Source organism: Chryseobacterium edaphi (assembly GCF_025628985.1).
Classification (GTDB): Bacteria; Bacteroidota; Bacteroidia; order Flavobacteriales; family Weeksellaceae; genus Chryseobacterium; species Chryseobacterium edaphi.
Genome location: NZ_JAOTEM010000005.1, coordinates 94,882 through 113,331, shown reverse-complemented (window position 1 = coordinate 113,331; position 18,450 = coordinate 94,882). Strand labels below are relative to the sequence as shown.

General features: G+C 33.8%; 18 protein-coding genes and 9 tRNA genes. 2 read left to right on the top strand and 25 right to left on the bottom strand.

Annotated features, from left to right (window positions below; all coding sequences use genetic code 11):
- Positions 1-37: 37 nt before the first annotated feature.
- The 19 genes from NZ698_RS16835 to NZ698_RS16745 form a co-directional block, all read right to left on the bottom strand.
- Positions 38-589, bottom strand: a complete 552-nt coding sequence (locus NZ698_RS16835) for a 3'-5' exonuclease (protein ID WP_263004372.1) — start codon at positions 587-589, stop codon at positions 38-40.
- A gap of 103 nt (positions 590-692) precedes the next feature.
- Positions 693-1,238, bottom strand: coding sequence for a 3'-5' exonuclease (locus NZ698_RS16830; protein ID WP_263004371.1), 546 nt, complete (start codon positions 1,236-1,238; stop codon positions 693-695).
- Between the two features lie 97 nt (positions 1,239-1,335).
- The gene (locus NZ698_RS16825; protein ID WP_263004370.1) at positions 1,336-1,899 is read right to left on the bottom strand and encodes a metallophosphoesterase family protein; all 564 of its coding nucleotides are present in this window, start codon (positions 1,897-1,899) and stop codon (positions 1,336-1,338) included.
- A 92-nt stretch (positions 1,900-1,991) separates the two neighbouring features.
- Positions 1,992-2,723, bottom strand: a complete 732-nt coding sequence (locus tag NZ698_RS16820) for an ATP-grasp domain-containing protein (RefSeq protein WP_263004369.1) — start codon at positions 2,721-2,723, stop codon at positions 1,992-1,994.
- A 54-nt stretch (positions 2,724-2,777) separates the two neighbouring features.
- On the bottom strand, positions 2,778-3,791 hold the full coding sequence (locus NZ698_RS16815; RefSeq protein WP_263004368.1) for an RNA ligase, Rnl2 family: 1,014 nt from the start codon (positions 3,789-3,791) through the stop codon (positions 2,778-2,780).
- A gap of 4 nt (positions 3,792-3,795) precedes the next feature.
- A complete protein-coding gene (locus NZ698_RS16810; protein ID WP_263004366.1) occupies positions 3,796-4,359 on the bottom strand; it encodes a DinB family protein in 564 nt (187 codons plus the stop codon).
- A gap of 4 nt (positions 4,360-4,363) precedes the next feature.
- Positions 4,364-4,909, bottom strand: coding sequence for a 3'-5' exonuclease (locus NZ698_RS16805; protein ID WP_263004365.1), 546 nt, complete (start codon positions 4,907-4,909; stop codon positions 4,364-4,366).
- Positions 4,910-4,924: 15 nt separating this feature from the next.
- Positions 4,925-5,389: an ATP-grasp domain-containing protein gene (locus NZ698_RS16800; protein ID WP_368407665.1), complete on the bottom strand. Its 465-nt coding sequence runs from the start codon at positions 5,387-5,389 to the stop codon at positions 4,925-4,927.
- A 63-nt stretch (positions 5,390-5,452) separates the two neighbouring features.
- Positions 5,453-5,701 carry a hypothetical protein gene (locus NZ698_RS16795; protein ID WP_263004364.1) on the bottom strand — a complete coding sequence of 83 codons (249 nt, stop codon included), beginning with the start codon at positions 5,699-5,701 and terminating at the stop codon, positions 5,453-5,455.
- A 120-nt stretch (positions 5,702-5,821) separates the two neighbouring features.
- Entirely contained in the window at positions 5,822-6,307 is a 486-nt protein-coding gene (locus tag NZ698_RS16790; RefSeq protein WP_263004363.1) for a ribonuclease H-like YkuK family protein, read from the bottom strand.
- 195 nt (positions 6,308-6,502) lie between these two features.
- Positions 6,503-6,575, bottom strand: a tRNA-Gln gene (locus tag NZ698_RS16785).
- 6 nt (positions 6,576-6,581) lie between these two features.
- Positions 6,582-6,654, bottom strand: a tRNA-Phe gene (locus NZ698_RS16780).
- 103 nt (positions 6,655-6,757) lie between these two features.
- Positions 6,758-6,831 (bottom strand) — tRNA-Leu (locus NZ698_RS16775).
- A gap of 97 nt (positions 6,832-6,928) precedes the next feature.
- Positions 6,929-7,001, bottom strand: a tRNA-Glu gene (locus NZ698_RS16770).
- A gap of 175 nt (positions 7,002-7,176) precedes the next feature.
- Positions 7,177-7,260, bottom strand: a tRNA-Tyr gene (locus tag NZ698_RS16765).
- Between the two features lie 174 nt (positions 7,261-7,434).
- A tRNA-Cys gene (locus NZ698_RS16760) sits at positions 7,435-7,516 on the bottom strand.
- Positions 7,517-7,918: 402 nt separating this feature from the next.
- Positions 7,919-7,990: transfer RNA gene (locus tag NZ698_RS16755), tRNA-Pro, on the bottom strand.
- Between the two features lie 70 nt (positions 7,991-8,060).
- A tRNA-Arg gene (locus tag NZ698_RS16750) sits at positions 8,061-8,134 on the bottom strand.
- 89 nt (positions 8,135-8,223) lie between these two features.
- Positions 8,224-8,291 (bottom strand) — tRNA-His (locus NZ698_RS16745).
- An 829-nt stretch (positions 8,292-9,120) separates the two neighbouring features.
- Between NZ698_RS16745 and NZ698_RS16740 the strand changes: the two genes are divergently transcribed.
- Entirely contained in the window at positions 9,121-9,702 is a 582-nt protein-coding gene (locus NZ698_RS16740) for a 2'-5' RNA ligase family protein (protein ID WP_263004362.1), read from the top strand.
- Positions 9,703-9,747: 45 nt separating this feature from the next.
- On the opposite strand, the gene NZ698_RS16735 is transcribed toward NZ698_RS16740, so the two are convergent.
- The 6 genes from NZ698_RS16735 to NZ698_RS16710 all read right to left on the bottom strand — a co-directional run bounded on the left by NZ698_RS16735 (position 9,748) and on the right by NZ698_RS16710 (position 17,446).
- Positions 9,748-10,767, bottom strand: coding sequence for a tetratricopeptide repeat protein (locus NZ698_RS16735; protein WP_263004361.1), 1,020 nt, complete (start codon positions 10,765-10,767; stop codon positions 9,748-9,750).
- Positions 10,760-12,472, bottom strand: coding sequence for an APC family permease (locus tag NZ698_RS16730; RefSeq protein ID WP_263004359.1), 1,713 nt, complete (start codon positions 12,470-12,472; stop codon positions 10,760-10,762). The genes NZ698_RS16735 and NZ698_RS16730 overlap by 8 nt, the downstream gene beginning before the upstream one ends.
- Positions 12,462-14,846: a hypothetical protein gene (locus NZ698_RS16725; RefSeq protein WP_263004358.1), complete on the bottom strand. Its 2,385-nt coding sequence runs from the start codon at positions 14,844-14,846 to the stop codon at positions 12,462-12,464. Before NZ698_RS16725 ends, NZ698_RS16730 begins: the two co-directional genes overlap by 11 nt.
- On the bottom strand, positions 14,837-15,580 hold the full coding sequence (locus tag NZ698_RS16720; RefSeq protein ID WP_263004357.1) for a hypothetical protein: 744 nt from the start codon (positions 15,578-15,580) through the stop codon (positions 14,837-14,839). The genes NZ698_RS16725 and NZ698_RS16720 overlap by 10 nt, the downstream gene beginning before the upstream one ends.
- Entirely contained in the window at positions 15,553-16,686 is a 1,134-nt protein-coding gene (locus tag NZ698_RS16715) for an AAA family ATPase (RefSeq protein ID WP_263004356.1), read from the bottom strand. The genes NZ698_RS16720 and NZ698_RS16715 overlap by 28 nt, the downstream gene beginning before the upstream one ends.
- Positions 16,687-16,804: 118 nt before the next feature.
- Positions 16,805-17,446 (bottom strand): conflict system bpX4 domain-containing protein, encoded by a 642-nt coding sequence (locus NZ698_RS16710; RefSeq protein WP_497006627.1) that lies wholly within the window; start codon positions 17,444-17,446, stop codon positions 16,805-16,807.
- Between the two features lie 267 nt (positions 17,447-17,713).
- On the opposite strand from NZ698_RS16710, the gene deoD reads away from it, so the two are divergent.
- A complete protein-coding gene (gene deoD, locus NZ698_RS16705) occupies positions 17,714-18,424 on the top strand; it encodes a purine-nucleoside phosphorylase (protein WP_263004354.1) in 711 nt (236 codons plus the stop codon).
- Positions 18,425-18,450 lie beyond the last annotated feature (26 nt).

Here is an 18,450-nt window from a genome sequence, read left to right as displayed (position 1 = left end):
GAGATATTCATATATTTTCAGATTGCTAATTGCTGCATTAATACTGGTTTAAGCACCAATACAAAATTTTCGCAATATTTTTCGCATCATCAACACCTCTATGATGTGTGCCTTCAAGCTTGAGATTCAGTTCACCTAAAGCTCTTGCCATTCCGACACTTTTTCTGACGGTTGGATGCGTTTGTCCGAATAATGTTTTTACATTGATATGATCATCACTCAAAGGATAATCGACATTGAATTTTCTTGCCTGATTTTGAAGCATATTCAAGTCATAGTTTCCATAACTTGCCCAAGTTAGATCCTCAGAATCGTATTCTGCTCGTAGAATATCTAGCGCATCTTCAAGTAAAATACCTTCTTCATCAAGCATTTTCTGAGTAATGGAAGTCAGTTCCGTACAAAACGGACTTACTTTTGAGTATTGAGGTTTCACTAGGATTCCTTCATTTTGCGAAATCTTACCGGTTTTTGCATCCATGATACACACGCCGATTTCTATGATTTCACTTTCCTGACCTCTCGGCGGCCGGTCATCCCAACACGTGGCTTCGAGGTCTATAATTAATATATTGTCTGTTGTTTTCACTTTTTTAAATGTTTTAAAAGGTTGGAAGATGGGTGTAGGAAGATGGAAGTTCTACAGTACGTCATTCACTTCCTGCCTCCAACTTCAAACTTCCAGCCCAAGGTTATTCCAAAATTTCTCTTAAAATCCTGGCTGCATTATACGCATCGTCTGCTCCGCTGTGATGATTTCCTTCAAAATCCATATTCATAGCTTTAAGAGCTCTTTTTAAACCCATCATTTTGTAAAGTCCATTATAGGCTTTGAACTGATGCATAATGTTAATATAATTTTCTGAAAAAGGATTTTCGATACCGAGATAATCACATTGTTCCATAATCTGCTCTTTATCAAAATTTCCAAAACCTGCCCATGTAAGCGAAGTTGAATCAAATTCATCTCTTATTTTCTTGCAGGCTTCTTCGAAATGAATTCCTTTTTCTTCTATCAGTTGTGGAGTAATTCCTGTCAGATCTGTACAAAATCTGTTGATTTTAGACCTTTCCGGAATGACGTAAATGCTTTGTTTCTTAGAAATTGCTTTTGTTGTTCTGTTTAATTCGCAAATTCCTATTTCTATAATATCGACTTTTTGACCAGGTGGAATTCTGTCGTTTTCCCAACAAGTGGCTTCTAAGTCGACGATTAATATTTGATTTGTTGTTTTCATGTTTTTTGGTTTAAAGGATGGAAGCAGGAAGTTAGCGGATGGAAGTTTTCTACCGCACGAAAATACTTCCAGCCTCCAGCTTCAGACTTCCAGCTTATTAATTTCTCGGAGCAAAAGGTGGTGTCCACTTTTTTATTTTCATCAATTCTTTGACTTCCTCGTAAGAAATTGGATAAAAATTGTGACAATCGACTCCAACGTCAATGCTTAATGCGTTTTCGTCATCCGATAAAGTTCCGTGCGAATGTCCGTAGAGTTGCCAAACACCACGATGTGAACCGTTCCAGGTTCTCATGGAGTAATGAAAAAGAATGATTTTCTGTTTGCCGTTGCTGTTCTCGGGTTCATCAATTTTCAATTCATGGTAATATCTGATGGAAGCAAATCTTTTAGGATAAGTTAAAGCTGCACCTTCATGATTACCTTTTATTAAATGAATATTTCCATTTAATCTATCTAAAATTCCTTTGGTAAAGTCTGGTTTTCCCAAACTCATATCACCTAAATGGTAGACTGTATCGCTGTCTGCAATCTTTTCGTTCCATCTCTTAATAAGTTCTTCATTCATGTGCTCCAAAGACTCAAACGGTCTCTCGGAGAATTTTATAATATTTTCGTGACCAAAATGATGGTCTGCTGTGAAAAATATATTGGGTTTCATTTTTAGAATGCTGGAAGATGGAAGCTCGGTGCTGGAAGTTTTAATTTGTTTCTAAAACTTTCAATGTGCAACCTCCTTTTCCAGGCTTTTTTTTAATTTTTAATACAACTTTTAATAATTACATCAAGAGCTTTTTTAGCATTACTAGCATATAAACCTGAGCACCAAGCTGGATTTGCTTCTATCAATGCCCAACCGTTATCTTTTATGATTCCAAAATCCAACACAATTGAAGGTGGCAAAGAATCTAAATTATCTTTTACGAAGCTTTCGAAGAAACTGAAAAGTTCCACTTCCTCAGAATCAGATAAACCATTGGTATCAAATTGATTATCTCTCCAATATGTAGAATATGTTTCTACTTTTCCGTTAAGAACAAAGCAACGAACTTCCAATTCCCACTCTACAACATCAGAAATAAACACCATACTTTGTTTATCCAGACTGTCAAATCCTTTAATATCAGAAACATTCTCATAAACTCCGGCTTTGAAACTTTTAAAATCTGAACATTTAATAAAAATATTCTGATGATTTATAAATTGCTCCAATTGACCGTATTGAATATTACGTTTGGTAAATTTTTCTGAAATATTTGATAACCAATTATCTTCAGTTTTTAGTAAAGTCAAATCACATTGGCTGGAAACGATTTCAGCATAAATATCTTCGCCATAGACTGCAATCACATCATTTCTGAACTCTTTTGGAACATTCCATTTTAGATTAAATCGATTCAAATTGTAATCTGAGCCTATTGAAGCGTGTTTCAAATTGATACTGTCCTCAGTAAAAACAGGCGATAATGCAACTATATTTTTCATAATTATTAATTGTAGATATTTATACAAATCAGTTCCGATTTAAACCTTTCAAAACTACACTTTAACAGTCATCAATTCTTCTTTTATAACATCAATGACCATAGAATTCAACTTTTTGTTGATCCTTTTCTGTTCTTCTTTTTCTATACTTGTGAAAACTTTCGGGAAATCTTTTTCAAAATCCTCCAAAATATCCTTTGAAAAAAGACCGATGACTTTCCCAATCATTTTGGGTTCGAATTCACCAATTTTGCTGACAACATTATTCAATCGGCTTGCAGTTGCATACTTTTGGATTTCATCCCAAATATTCTGAGCATTTTCACTGAAATGAACCTCCTTTTGAGCGGGTCTGTCTTTTCTAACCATTTTAGATTTCTCAGTCCACTTTTCATTTTTATTTTTCAAAATGACTCTTGAGCCGTTTCCAAAATATTTGGTTTTCAAAGTTTTAACAATCGTTCCCTCACACATATTATTTTCGATTTCCGGCAATCCCAACCAAGCCGGAATTTTAGAATCGAAAACATTGGGAAACTTCAAAGCCTCATCCAAAGTCCCTTGAAATATAATTTTTGCATAGAAAAATCCGGTTTCCTCGAAAATTTGGTTCACCAAATCAGTATCCAAATAAGTAGTACCGTTCAACTTAATGTCGAATGCGTAAAATTCGTTATGAGGCGCATATTCAACACCTTTTTGAACTTTTATCGCATCTTTTACGGGTTCTACTTCTTTATGTTTGTAACCGCCACCGAACAATTCACCGTAGATTACTACAGTTTCCAAATCCGGATGGATCGTTTTCACTTTTCCGAACAAATCAATTACGTTTTTCCTGTAACGTTCCAACATTTGATGGGCATTATAGAATTTCTCATCCTTCCCGATGAAAGCGGTTCTTTTGGCAATTTTAATCTCCTTTCCATCGGTAAAGAAAGAGAAATTAGCACCGTGAACCTTCTCCTGCACGATGAAAACCTCGTCCCCAAAACCCTGCAACCTGATCTGATCGATCACGCGGGTTTGGTAAGCATTTTCTATAGAGTTATATGTTTTAAAAATCATTTTTTTAGTTTTTAATAGTTTCTAATTCGTTATTCTTCATTTGAGTAACGTGTCTTTGGGCGTGAAGTGAAAGGAAATAAATGTATTCATACACATTGATTTTTCCCAGTTCATTCACTGTCATGGTTGTTTTACATAGAAGGCCTTCGCCGTTTTTCATCAAGTCTAAATAGTTTAAACATTGATGATATTGCTGAGAAATTAAACTTCTGATTTCATTTAAATTTAATTCTTCTTTCGGCTCCATGTGTTCCGGTCTGATCCACTCAAAAGCTCCGTACTCACCTACTTTTTCAAATTTTTCTTTATTGAAACTGTAGTTTTTTATTTCAAGATTCAAATCAAGATTCTGATAATTACGCATTGCTTTTTTTGAACCTTTTTCAATAAGAATCAACAAATAAAAGTTCGTCAAATAAATATGTTCTAAAATCTGCTCAACCGTCCAACCTCCGTTTGAGGGCTGAAAGTTCAACGTTACTTTATCTTTTTCAAACCATCTGTCGACCTCATCAAAACTGAGTTTCAAATGCGTTTTTATCTCCTGAATTAATCTAAAAACATCCATTGCTTTAATTTTTTAAAACCTGATACAATAATTTCGCTGTATTGAAAGCATCATCTGCTCCGCTATGCGCATTACCTTCAAATTCAATATTTCTGGCCTGAAGTTCTTTTAACAGTCCGATTGGCTTTTCTCCTTTCATCAAACTTATCAGCACTTTCAAATCAAGATATGTTTCACTGAAAGGAAATTTAACATCCAATTCTTTGCATTGACTTTCCATAATCAATTTGTCAAATCCACCATAACCGGCGTATGTTCTTCTTAATGAATTGTATCTGTTTTTGATGTTTGAACAGGCTTCTTTAAAAGAAATCCCTTCTTTTTCCAGCTTTCCGGAAGTAATTCCTGTCAATTCTGTACAATATTCGCTGACTTCCGATTGTGTTGGCTTTATCAGATAACTTCTTTTATCCTCGATACTCCCGTCCGACATATTGAGTTTACAGATTCCGATTTCAATGATTTCTCTTTTTTGATTTTCGGGGATCTGCCCTTTTTCCCAACAGGTGGCTTCAATATCTATGACGATTACTTTGTCGTATAAAAACATATTACTTTATTTTTTTTAATTTGAAAAGTAAAGATTCAGTGCTTTAATAATACTTTTCACGTTGGTGTTTGGATAAAATCCAGAGCTGTTGATACAGTTTATTTCAACAATTTTCCAGTCTTCATCCGTTAAACAAATATCCATTACAAAGGCTTCTTCAAGAATAAAAAGCTGGATCATTTCATTAGCGAAACTCAATCCATCTTCTGAAACTTTTTCTTCAAAAGGAGTATTATCATTAAATTTATAATATCCTGCATCGATAATCTGTCCGCCAACAATCCAAAGTCTTGCTTCTTTAATCGTCCGTTTTGCTTCAGAAACCTGAACTAAAGAATCTTCTGTAATTCTGTTTGATTGATTTTTTAATGATTCAAAAACGAAGTCTTTCCATTCTGTTTCGTTGAAAATTTTTCCTGTGAAAATCTTCGCTTCGTTGTAAGGTTTAATGAATTTAATTTCATCTTTTTTCCAAATCAATTCTTCTGAAATTTCGTGAACGGAGACTTTGTGATTGAGAAGGTTTTCACCATAATATTTAGATTACACTTCATACAAATGATTACCTCCGTACAAAGAACCGGGAGACCAGTCTGTATTTTGTTTTGCCAATCTTGCAATCGTCACCGAGCCGTACACGAAAACATCTTTTCTATCTGTTTCGAAATCTATTTTTTCTGCAGTTGGCGGAATATTAATTACATGATAATCAATACTTAACTCTTCCAAGGCATCAAAAATTTTGTAATGATCGGGATCTAAATACACATTAGCCTGAACTAAAAAATACATGGTTATTAATTTTTTAAGGTTTATTTATTTATTTTTTGATGGAAGTTGGAAGCCGGATGCAGGAAGTTTATTTAAACTTTTCAAAAACTTCCATCTTCCTACATCCCGCTTCCAACTTTATTACACCATCATATCAGCACAATTTGAACTTGCGAATGCGTAAGGTTTTGCTTTAAATATATAACCCATTCCCAGAATATATCCCATTGCGTCTTTCAAAGCGACGTTGGATTTAAAATCTGGGTCGGTGTTAATATCTGCGTGTACCTCCATTTCCACATCATAAGTTTCCAGAATAGAACAAATGGCGTAGGCGATTTCTACGGATTTGTTGACCTCGTTCAACATTCGCTCTTTGATACTGATACTCTGTATTTCTCTGTCTTTTCTGATAAAGGTAAACGCTCCTTTTCCCTCACGAATGAAGACCACTGCCGTAGCATAATTAATGGCGTCACCATAAACGTGGGAGTCTGAACCCACACACACTTTCAGTCGGTGTCCATTTGCCTGTTCGCGGATGATGGCTTCTTCTACCAGCTGTGTGATAGAGTTTTGGAAAATTTTTCCGGTCATGTTTTGCCATGTTTGTTGTTGCGTTTCCATTTTTTCTACATGTTTTAAATTTGTTTTGTTTAAATTTTTATTTATTATTATTTACATATCTGTAATCCGGCAGAGTGCTATTTTAACGCAAAGTCCGCAAAGATTTTTTACTACTCACTGCTATTAAAGTTCGCAAAGGCGTTTCACTCAGCTAAGAACACAAAGCCTTTTTTCAATGATGACAGATAATTTTTGTTGATTCATCAGGACTCGAACCTGAACGACAAGAGTCAAAGTCTTGTGTGCTGACCAATTACACTATGAATCAGTTTTGTGGAACAGACAGGAATCGAACCTGTACCTCTAGTTTTTCAGACTAACGTGCAGACCTTCTACACCACTCTTCCAGGTTTATAAGTAATGAGCAATTGGTAATAATTAAAATCACGTTTAGAAATTTACATTTCTCTCAAATTACTAATTGCACATTACCCATTATTTATGTTTGTGTACGGAAAGAGGGACTCGAACCCCCAAAATCTTGAGCCTAAATCAAGTGTGTCTACCATTTCCACCATTCCCGCAAGTTTTTCATTGGTAATAAATAATGTGTAATTGGTAATATTAAAAATGTTGAATATAATTATTACTCATTGCACATTACTCATTACTTATATTCTGTATTCTATAAGGGAATCGAACCCTTGTTTTCTGCTTGAAAGGCAGGCATCCTGAACCATTAGACGAATAGAGCATTTTTCTTATGAATTGTCAATAGTCAATTTACTTCGTAGTCAATTTTTAAATTCACTTGCGCAGCAAAATTTACTATTCACATTTCACTTTATTTGACCATCTGACTAGGAATCGAACCTAAACAACAAGAGTATATTTCCTGCATGCTGCCATTACATTATCAGCGGTGTTTGTGGAAGTAGTAGGATTCGAACCTACTCAGCAATGAAGCAACAGATTTACAGTCTGCCCCGACTCTCCAACTTCGGCGTACTTCCCTTTTTTATGGGCAATAAGTAATTGGTAATGAGTAATTTTTCCAATTAACTTTTAACTCTAAATTTTGTGAAGAAAAACAAAGCTTGTCATTATTTTTTTAGTTTGATATAAGAACTTCTACGCTCGACAAACTTTTACTTTTTCTTCGGAACTAATCTCATTTTAGTTATTTGAGATGGTTATGGGAGTCAAACCCACTCAGCTTACGCAACGGTTTTGCAGACCGCCCCGACTCTTCCACTTCGGCGAACCATCAAGTTTTATGAATAATAAGTAATTGGTAATGAGTAATTTTCCAATTCTTAATTTTTCATATTGAAATTTTCATTAAAAAAATAAAGCCTGTCTTAATTTTTGTTTGATATAAGAACTTCTGCGCTTTGACAAACTATATTTTCACCTAAAAATTTATATTATGTTTAAAACTTCCTTCATCCATCTTCCAACCTTTACCTATTAATTTTCATTTTTTGAGTTAAGAAAAAGCCTGTCTATATTGTGTCTTTGGCGTAAGATCTTCTGCGCTTGACAAACTTTTTCTCTTCTCTTTTGAAACAATTAATTTTGTGTGAATGGTCAATTGTCAATTCGCATTGCTCGTCAATTTTTAAAATTCACTTGTGAAACAAAATTCACTTTTCACAATTCACATTTTCGTCTGGAAAGCAAGATTCGAACTTGCGACCTCCCGCGTCCAAGGCGGGTAAACAACCACCGTTATCTTTCCAGTTTTGCAGATTCACTTCAAAATTCTTCTCCGAGAGACAGTCGGATCGGAAATTTTTCCATGAATCTTTTGTAATTCTGAGAGGGATTGAACCTCTAACCTTCGGTTTAGAAAACCAACGCTCTATCCAATTGAGCTACAGAATTTTGATTGTGTGAATAGTTGTTAATTCGCTTTACTTGTCAATTTTAATTCACTTACGAAGTAAAATTCACCATTCACTCATTCACACTTTTGGGTATCTCCGGGGATCGAACCCTGTTCTCCGGTTCCACAGACCGGCGCTTTACCAAATAAGCTAAAGAAACCATAAAAAAAAGCGCCTCTTCTTGGGAGGCGCTCTATATTTTGACGTATCAGTTCATTAACTGACGCATTTATATAAGCACCTTTTATCCACAAATTCACTATCAAGTATACATGCATACCCTTTCGGCTCTTGTCCGTGTAGTCTTGAATACTGATTAGATATGTTATGTAATTGTTTCATTATATTCTTGTTTAAAATTTTTTTTTTGAAAAGATTAAAAACGTGTTGCTTTTAATTTTCGGTTGCAAAGTAAGGATGAATTTTTTTAACTCGCAAATCTATTTTTCATTTAAATATTTGAAAATCAATCAATTACAATTAAAATTTAGAATAGAGAATTTCCGTCCGCAATACTTTGCAGATGTCTTAAATACCTAAATGACTGTCTCTCATCGGGTTATTGATCACGCTCTATTTTCTTATTAATTGTTAATTTGTTATTAAATAATTTTCACTTTTATGGTTATTTTTTTTCATTCTAAATAATTTCTGCCTTAAAAACACAAAAAACGCCCCGATCATCGAGGCGTTTCTGCAGTATTTTGATTAAATTTTTACGGGTTTACAGTAAATAATTTTCAAAGCAAGCACATTTCGCCTCATTCAATATCATCCATTCATATCCAAACGATCCCTTTAGTACAGGGCGATCGCATAGATTTAAACTGATATGTGCTCTTTGTATTTTCATAATTTTATTGGTGCAAAGATAAATGTTTTTCTTTTATTGTTGATTATTAAGAGTCTGAACTTCAAATTTTTGGTTTTAAAAAATTCAAAATTCTATCCTATATTTTTAAATTTGTTTAAAATATGATCAACTTGAAAATACCATACACCTATTCAATAATTTTTCATCCATTGAGTTCGACTATTGGGGAGGTCATAAAATTCAAAAAAGATTTGACATCAAAAGCTGGCGATTATGCAAGTCAAAATTCTCTAGCTCATATCACTATTGCAGGTTTTGAAGCTACTGAAAATCAACTCACCGGTGTTAAGGAATATCTAAAGAAATTTGTAGAAAATATGGTTCCTTTTACCACATTATTCAATCAATTAAGTTGTTCGGCTTTTTCAAAATGTGCTGTGTTTTTGCCTTCTTTTGAATTTAATGATAGAATTCACAACATAACTAAGAATGTAAGAAACATAATTCCTGTTAAAGAAATGAGCAAAATATCTCCACCACATGTGAGTATAGGTCGGGATCTTTCAGAAGAACAATTGACAATTGCACTTCAATTTCTTAATAGTAAAAGTTTCAAATTCGATTGCTGTCAGTTAGCCTTGAGGAAATTTGATCCAAATACAGGTCAATATGAAATTATTCAAGAATTTTCTTTCACTGGAAAACCAAATCAGGAAAATTTCCGACAAACATCAATTGACTGGGATTTCTAAATGCCTCAAACTTGGTTAAATAAAAGATGATCAAAAATAATTAATTTAATTCCTAAACATCCTATTCCTCCCCGTCTTATACCTCGAAATATCTTTTAAAATCACCTCATCATCAGGATTAAAATGCTTCAATTCATTGACGATTTCAGAACGGGTCGCTACTTTTTCGGCGATGATTTCGTAGGCGATATTTCTTGTTGTAGTTTGAAGCTTTGGATCTTTTTTAAATTCATATTTAATGGCTTCAAGATAGGTGATCTTCTTATCTGAAGGTATTTTCTCGTACAATTCCTGAATCTGCTGATCGAGTTTTTTAACATCAAAAATATTCGCAAAATAATTGTTCAGACAATTGAATGCGTCGCGATCTTCTTCCCAACCTTTCAATAAAATTTTCTGTGCTTCATCCGGCAATTCCATTTTTTTTCGATAAATCAATGAACCTTTTACCATTTGATTGTTGTCTACATAATCGTCTACAACCATTTGATAATAAGCATTTGCGTTTTTTCTATCATTTATTTGTCTGTACAGATCGCCTACCTTCTCTTTCTGTTCGAGTTCTTTATACAAATCGATTGCCTTTCTGTATTGTTTTGCTTTCTCATAACAGTTTGCGGCTTCAGACTTATTTTTTAATTTTTTGAGATAAATCACCGCTGCTTCATTATATAAACCTCCGTCTTCCAAAGTTTTTGCTCCACGGTAGTTGTCCTGAAGAAGATTCATATACACTTTTGCCGCTTTTTTATAATCTTTTTCGGCGATGTATTTTTGTGCAAGCTCTTCATATTTATTTCTGATTCTGTCAAAAAGAGAACTCTCAACATACGAGCTTCCGCCTCCTCCACGGCGACCATTTGCTCCCTGATTTTGCTTTTCTTTGTCTTTTAAAGCGGTAATAACTAAAAAAATAATCACCGCTATGACAATAAAAATCACAAGATTTCCTATCACATTCCAGAACGTTGCATGAAATAGTTCAGCCAAAATTCCGATAACTTTGAAAATCACCAGAATAAAGAATGCTGCCATAAATTTGTCTATAAACTTCTGCCTATTCATCTTTATCCGATTTTAAAATTGTTTTGTCTTCGCTGAAAAGACGATAAAGAAGCAACACAACACCAATAATTAGAATCCAGACAAACCAGTTGTAGCCAAACATTTCGATCAAAGGATAAAATAGATAAGCCAACATTGCAACAAGCACAATGACGAGAAAAATTTTGATTCCGTTGGGAACATTTTCACCTCCGATATTCAAAGATTTTCTTTTAACGATGAATGAATATAAGCCGACAACTCCTGTCATAAAAATGATCAGCCAAATGATTTCCGAGAAAGAAATATCATTTTTTGAATAGGGTTTTTCGCTCTCTAATGTTTCAACTATTTTACCTCTGTTAAGATCAATCGGTGGTTCGACCATTTCTTTGGTTCCATAGAGACGGCCTAAAGAATCTTCAATTAAAATCTGTTTTTTTTTGAAAATGGTTTTCACAATTCCCTGATCGGCAGGTTTTCCCGAACTTATTTTGTTTAAAGAATCTGTAATTTTCTTCCTGACTTTTACTTCGTTTTGAACTAAATATTTTACTATTTTCTTACGGTAAATCTTTTTCAAAGAATCTGTAGCAGCACTTGTTTTATCATTAAGGTTAAAAATATCTGCTTGAATTTTATCAATCGGTCTTCCGCCGTTCTTTAAATACTCTTCATAGCTTTTTTCATTAGGTTTGCTGAGCTCTAAGGATGCATTGATATGCTCCTTCGTGAGATCATTCCGTTTTCTTCCATACATCGAATCGATCTTCAGATCAATATCTGTAACTCCTGATTGATAAGCAACAACCGGAGTCATAATATCTTTATCAACATCAGAAACTTTCCCGGATGAAGCCATTGGAACATTTTCTACAGCCTCAGTCTTATTCATATATACAAACAATCTGATCAAACCTATCACAATCAAAAACACCCAAAATACCCAACGATATTTTTCAGAATATGTCGATCTTTCTGAGCCTGAAGAATTTCCGCCAAATAATTTCCCCAACCAACTATTTCCAAACATCAATTTTGCAAAACCATCTCCTCTTGAAGTTCCTGTTACATCAAGAGGAATTCCAAGATCTACAGCTCGGTAAGGATATTTTTCGATGTATTTTAAATATTTTTCAATCTCCTTTTTATTTCCAGCCATCACTTTTTTCAGATCAAAAGGCAGATCTTTCATCCATTCTTCTTCGGTTTGTGGTTTTTGCAGAGCTTCAAGAACTTTTTCATCGTCCATTTCAACGGTATAGCTCTCAATTTTTCGTGGAATTTTCACACCGTTCGATGGTTTTCTTATTTTGTCTTCTGATTGTTTTGGATTTTGAACTAATGAGATCCAGTCAATTTCTTCATTTAATTTTACCAATCCGAATTCGGGATGCATGATTAAAAAATCAGCGTCAATATTTTGCCATTCTTCAGGATTTATTTTTGGGTAGAAAATTGTGTTTTCAGGAATAAAAAATTTATTGTCAACACACTGGAAATAGGAATTTCTTCCGATTTCACTCGGAGCATTATTTTGAAAAATTAAAAAACAACCATACAAAACATTCGGTTCATTTGAAGGAATCGGAAAAGACTGAATCTGATTTAAATCTATCCCTAAAGTTTCCATTTCATGAAGCCACGTAAAAGGTGAAGAACCTTTGATTAAAAGTCCTTTTTTGGGATAAATATTTTTCGGAAAAGGTTGTATTCTAAGTTCCATATTCCCAAATTTGATCAATGAATTTTTCCAAATATTCAGAGTACATTTCTTCTGAAGTTCTCACTTTAAGCAAAGTAGTTTCAGGTAAAAAGTATTCTGAACCGCTAAATTCCGTATTTGTTGCCAAAGCAAGAAAACCACCAATCGATGTTGGTACATAAAAAACAGGAATGTTTTTATCACTGCTTTTAAAAGTAAGCATTCCTCGAGAATCGGCAATGATTTCGCTGCCGTCGGAAAACGTAAATCTATTTTTATTTCTTTCAGCTAAAATATTGGCAACTGATCTGCTTTTGTAGATTTGTAGTGCGTCATTATAGCTTTTATGCAATTCATAATTTGAAAGAACAATGTTTTTATTTTCATTGATTCCGATAGTCATGACATTATTTAGAGTTTTATTCTCATAATCATTTAGTCTTGAAATTTCAGAGCTTACTTTTGAGACACTTTTTTTTATTAGATCATTATTTAAACTATTTTCTACCGAAATACTTCCTTCTGTATTTATCAAATGAATCAAATCGCTGTCTTCGTTAAAAAGATAAAAATATTTCTTGAAATAAATCAAACGATGGTCACTTGGAATATTTTTCCCTGTCAAATTCAATTCAGAATATTCCTTTGTATTCAAATTGAGTTTTGAAATCAGCTTTTTGTCCGGTTGATATTGACAAAGAATAAACTCTTGTCGTTTATTTTTTGCCAACGCAAACTGTCCTTTTGGCTTTAGCGAAATATTTTCTATTAAAACTTCACATCCACGATAGATTTTCGATACATGATAATTTTTCTTATCGTAATAATTATCAGATAAATAAGTTCTAAGAAGTTGTTTTTTATTACTTAAAATGAAAAATTCTCCTTCATATAAAAATGTAGCAATTTTATTAACAGGATTGGGAAACAGGATCGGATAATTCAGTGGAAGATCGGTTTTTCTACCGTTGTTATTTTCAATAATCTTCTTTCTTCGTGGCGGATTTGCCCATAATTCCTTTAAAGGAAGCACGATTTTCTGAATATGTTTTCTCGTTCCTTTATGATGTTTATAGAAATTCAATTCGCCGTCTGACGAAGTTGTCACTAAAAATTTCAGTCGGTCTCTATTTTCGTGAATGACTTTCTGTAGGTTTTGATTGGCTAAATTTTCCTGATTCGTAATAAAGAAAACTTCCAGATCTTTTTGAGTATGTTCTTCATTAAAAAACTTTTCGAGAGCATAAGAAACTTCCAAAACCGGACTCACCTGATTCAGATTTTCCACCACTTCATTTACTTTATCCAACGAAATTGGGATAGTGGTTTCTCCTAAAGCATAAACTTTACATTCCGAATTTGCCTTTGGATGTTTGATCACAGCAATCGCCGACGCAAACGCCAAAACTTTCGGAGTTCCCCAGTTTTTCAGAGAAGTATCAATCAAAATAATTCTCTCAAAAATATTTTCCTCAGGCGGAATTTCACGTTGAATGTACAATGCCTCGTTATTTGCAACACGGTTCATAAAAACCTCATCTTCATTGGCAAATTCGGACAAAAGCATTCTGTTGAAATCGCCTTTGTTGGTCACATCAGAAATCCCACCGATTGGCTGTTCGCCGGGAGAAAGATGACGCATCGGGATTTTCAGACCGCTCCAAATTCTTTTTATTAAACTACCGACCTGAAAAGTTTTTGGTTCTTCAATGAGTTCCTCAATAAAATCTTTGTCGGTTTCAACGGTGGTTTCTTCTTCGATAACTTCATCTTCAATATCTGCAATTTCCAAGTTGCCTTTCATTACCTGAATAAGCGTTTCACTTGAAGGAAACTTCTCATTCAAAGCAACTAAAATCCCTAAATCTTTGGAAAGTTTGGAAACAGTAATTTCTATTTTCTGCGCCGATTCGGCAATTTTCCGTGAGTTTCGTAAATATCCATTTAAAATATATTCTGAATGTTTTTCCGACACATTACCGGATGAATGTTTGAATATGGTCTGTAAAAGAAGAACTTTATTTTTTCCTTTTTTGTAATTGTAATGTAGAGATTTTAATGTCTCTAAGAATTGAAATGCAGGCCGAATCAAATGTTTAACATGTTCGTGCGATGCTAAAGGATGTTTTCTCAGATTTGTTTTAATTCCTTTAAGATCTAAATATCCGTCACTTGTAGCATACAACGTTAATAAAAGTGGACTCAAAATAGGCAAACCTATAAGTTGAAGTTCCTTTAATATTTCAATTAAATAAGGTCTATAAACAATTGGCCCCATTTCGGGTATCGAAATAAGGTTATTTTCATTATATCCGGTATCGTCAGGAACATCCTCATCTGTTTTCCATTCCCAGAAATAATCTTCATATGATTGGAAATATTCTTTTACATCCATTCTTGTGATTTTTCAGTGAGACGAAATGAACTAACAGACAATTTTCTAAAATCCCTCTTATTAATATGCAAAACACTTCCGTCTTCATTCCATAAAAGCCATTTTTCTTGAGTTGAATTAAATTTACTTTGGAGCAAAGAACTCAAATTTTTGAACTCAAAATCAAAACCTGTCGGTAAAAGATGATTGTCTTTCGTCCAATATGTTTTTCCCGGAAAACTCAATAAAGGATTTCCTGTAAATAATGCTTTATCATTAATCACAACCCAATTCAATTTTTCCAGTTTGAATTTTGGTAATGTGATGATTGTTTCTTTAATTTCAGCAATTGAACTTAATAAAGCAAATTCAGGCTGTTCGTCTTCACTTGGTTTTAACTGAACTTCAACTTTTTCATCAATTCCAAACAAATTATTGTTTGAAATTGGGAAAGTTAGTCGCAAAGCTTTATCAATCGGCGTCCAAAGCAAAGCCGTTCTCACTTTTTTACTTGGTACTAAAGCATCTTTTCGAAATAAAAGTCCGTCTCTCAATTCGTACAACAAAAAATTGGGCAACTGCTGAATTTCCGACGAAACAGCTTGTTCATCAGTAAAGCCTTTTAGCCAGATCACGTCATCATCTGAAGCAATCTGAACATTTTTCCAATCTCGAATTGAGCCAAGAAAATCCTCATCAACTCGTGGAATTTCTGCCCAGAATTCTTTTAGACGGTTTGAAGAATCTTCTGCCATAAGCTCTCAATTTCATGTTGAATATATTGCTTCTGTTCAGGATTTCTGATCCAGTCACAACGGGTTTGAAGATATCTTAATTTATCTTTAATCACATTTTGCTCTTCAAAACTCAGATTTCCTAAATTCCATTTGTCGACAAGAATTTTCACATCTTTCATCACTTCTTCCGGATTCGGAGTTTTGTTGTGTAAAGCTTGTGGATGAGATTTCGGATGATCATCTTTATCTATTGTTCTGTTAATGATTCCTTCTAAAATTTCGATTTGTTCTTCGGTGTCCCAAATGTGTTTCAACACCCATAAATCTGAAAGAATCGCTTCGTTTCGACCACAAATCAATGCGCTTGCAGCAATCAGATTTTGCAGTTTTACCGCTCGACGATCGGAAATAGCAATTCCGGTATTTCTAAGATTGATAATTGTATTTAAATATACTTCGTAAATCGGTTTTAAGTCGATGGTTTTACATAAATTCTGAAGATCTCTGATTTCGTTGGAAAGAATTTCAGGAGTTTCTGTTTCAATATTATTTTCAAGTTTTCTTCCGGCTAAAAGTACCTGCTGAAGAAGATCGGGATGTACGTAATCTACATTAATTCTGATCAGAAAACGGTCAAACAGCGCATTCAAAGCTTCGTCTTCGGGAAGCACATTACTCGCTCCCACAAACATCAATGTAGGAAGATTTCTGGTTTCTTTTCCTCTTTTAAAAATTTTCTCATTTAAGGCCATCAAAAGGGAATTCAGAATCGCAGAATTAGCATTGAAAATTTCATCTAGAAAAACCATTGAAGCTTCGGGCATCATTCCGTCGGTATTGGTAAAAAGCTCTCCTTCTTTTAGTTTTCTGATGTCGAAAGGTCCAAAAATTTCATTCGGTTCTGTAAAACGTGTCAATAAATATTCGAAATTTTTTCCGTCTTTCACTGTTTTTGCTAAAGTTCTTACGATTGCGGATTTTGCAGTTCCAGGAGGTCCGTATAAAAACGCATTTTCTCTTGCTAACAAACAGATTCCTAGTAAATCGACCACGTCATTTTTGCCAACAAATGTATCTTTGACGTAGGTAAGAACTTTGTTTAATTTTTCTATATTTTGAGTCATTTGTTTTTATATTTTTTCTGTAATTTTTTTTAACGCAAAGTCCGCAAAGTTTCTTTTTAACAACTAACCGTTTTTAAGTTCGCAAAGGCGTTTCACTTAGCGAAGAAATACAAAATGATTAGTTTTCTATTATTTTTAATTCTCTCCAAAAAACCTCTTTATACATTCCGAATTCTGCGATCAATAACTTATTAATAAAAGGAATTTCAGCTAATTGATAAGCTTTCTTTTCTACAATTCTTTCGAGATATAATTTTCGGTAGGTTTTATCTTTTAATTCTTCTTCCCAATTGATATTTTCCAAGTCCAGATCATATCCTATTCCTGAATAATGAAATTGCTGTAAAACAATTTCCAACATTTTAATCAGTGGATCTTCAGAATCTGCATTTTGTAAGGCTAAAATTGTCTGTGGTAAAAACCGTAAGGATAAATCGGCAGACAAAATTGAGGAAACATTTTTTGTTCCTTTAAATTTTGGAATCAATTTATTCAAATCCTTTGCCGTGTTTTCTCTGATCAAATACAATTGCGCACTGTAATACAGAATTTTAGCCGCCCAAACTGCCGTTTCTTTATCGCAATCTATTTGATCAGATAAAAATTCCAGTCGTTCTTTTTCAAATTCCATTTCAAAATAATCTGCGGCATCCTCTTCTTCCTTTTTTGAAATTTCTTTTAAATCTGAAAAAATCGTGATGCACTCATCTTTTCGGAGAAGAAACAGGGTGTCTAAAAATGGGGATTTGGTTTCCATCATCTAACAAAAATAGAAAATATTATTTGTGAACGGCTAATTTTACATCACAAGTTAATGGTAAATTAAAATTCATAAATATGATTGAATCACTTCATTCTCTACTTTTTACAAAACGTTTCTTAGCCCCGATTGAAGTGGAAATCCTTTTTTGAAAAAAAAGATTGCAACGGAAAGCGGGAAATAGCTCCAAAAAAAATTCACGCGCTTTGCGAATTGATCATTCATTTTTCACATATTTATTATCTTTGCACCATTCAAAATAATATTATGAGTGTACATATCAGTGCAAAAAAAGGAGAAATCGCTAAAGTAGTACTGCAACCGGGAGATCCGCTTCGAGCAAAATATATCGCTGAAAATTTTCTTGCAAACGCAAAATTGGTAAGTCAGACCAGAGGAATTTTTTACTATACAGGAACTTACAAAGGCAAAGAAATCACTGTCGGAGCGAGTGGAATGGGTTTCCCAAGCATTGGAATTTATTCTTTTGAGCTGTACACAGAATATGAAGTTGACACCATCATCAGAATCGGAACTTGTGGAGCTTACACCACTGATCTGAAAGTTTTTGATCTATTAAATGTTGAAAATGCAGCAAGTGAAAGTACCTACGCAAAATTTGCATGGGAAATTGAAGAAGATATCATTTCTCATCAGGGAAATATTTCTGAAATCATTAATGCAACTGCAGAACAATTATCTTTAAAAGCAAAAGCGACAAATATCCACAGCAGCGATATTTTTTACAGAAAAGATCCCGCAGTTCCTGCAATTGCTACAAAATACGATTGTCCGGCTGTTGAAATGGAAGCTTTTGGGTTGTTTGCCAATGCAAAACATTTAGGTAAAAATGCGGCTACGATCCTTACGGTTTCTGACATTATTCCGACGCATGAAAATATTTCTGCCGACCAAAGAGAAAAAGCGTTGAAACCTATGATCGAATTGGCTTTGGAAGCTGCCTGGAAAAGTATTTAAGTAAAAATTTAATATTTAAATCATAT

Excerpts from the sequence above, each read along its gene's own strand:
- NZ698_RS16830 (WP_263004371.1), bottom strand. The coding sequence starts at position 1,238 with ATGAAAACAACAAATCAAATATTAATCGTCGACTTAGAAGCCACTTGT.
- NZ698_RS16825 (WP_263004370.1), bottom strand. The coding sequence starts at position 1,899 with ATGAAACCCAATATATTTTTCACAGCAGACCATCATTTTGGTCACGAA.
- NZ698_RS16820 (WP_263004369.1), bottom strand. The coding sequence starts at position 2,723 with ATGAAAAATATAGTTGCATTATCGCCTGTTTTTACTGAGGACAGTATC.
- NZ698_RS16815 (WP_263004368.1), bottom strand. The coding sequence starts at position 3,791 with ATGATTTTTAAAACATATAACTCTATAGAAAATGCTTACCAAACCCGC.
- NZ698_RS16810 (WP_263004366.1), bottom strand. The coding sequence starts at position 4,359 with ATGGATGTTTTTAGATTAATTCAGGAGATAAAAACGCATTTGAAACTC.
- NZ698_RS16805 (WP_263004365.1), bottom strand. The coding sequence starts at position 4,909 with ATGTTTTTATACGACAAAGTAATCGTCATAGATATTGAAGCCACCTGT.
- NZ698_RS16795 (WP_263004364.1), bottom strand. The coding sequence starts at position 5,701 with ATGTATTTTTTAGTTCAGGCTAATGTGTATTTAGATCCCGATCATTAC.
- NZ698_RS16790 (WP_263004363.1), bottom strand. The coding sequence starts at position 6,307 with ATGGAAACGCAACAACAAACATGGCAAAACATGACCGGAAAAATTTTC.
- NZ698_RS16735 (WP_263004361.1), bottom strand. The coding sequence starts at position 10,767 with ATGAATAGGCAGAAGTTTATAGACAAATTTATGGCAGCATTCTTTATT.
- NZ698_RS16730 (WP_263004359.1), bottom strand. The coding sequence starts at position 12,472 with ATGGAACTTAGAATACAACCTTTTCCGAAAAATATTTATCCCAAAAAA.
- NZ698_RS16725 (WP_263004358.1), bottom strand. The coding sequence starts at position 14,846 with ATGGATGTAAAAGAATATTTCCAATCATATGAAGATTATTTCTGGGAA.
- NZ698_RS16720 (WP_263004357.1), bottom strand. The coding sequence starts at position 15,580 with ATGGCAGAAGATTCTTCAAACCGTCTAAAAGAATTCTGGGCAGAAATT.
- NZ698_RS16715 (WP_263004356.1), bottom strand. The coding sequence starts at position 16,686 with ATGACTCAAAATATAGAAAAATTAAACAAAGTTCTTACCTACGTCAAA.
- NZ698_RS16710 (WP_497006627.1), bottom strand. The coding sequence starts at position 17,446 with ATGATGGAAACCAAATCCCCATTTTTAGACACCCTGTTTCTTCTCCGA.
- deoD (WP_263004354.1), top strand. The coding sequence starts at position 17,714 with ATGAGTGTACATATCAGTGCAAAAAAAGGAGAAATCGCTAAAGTAGTA.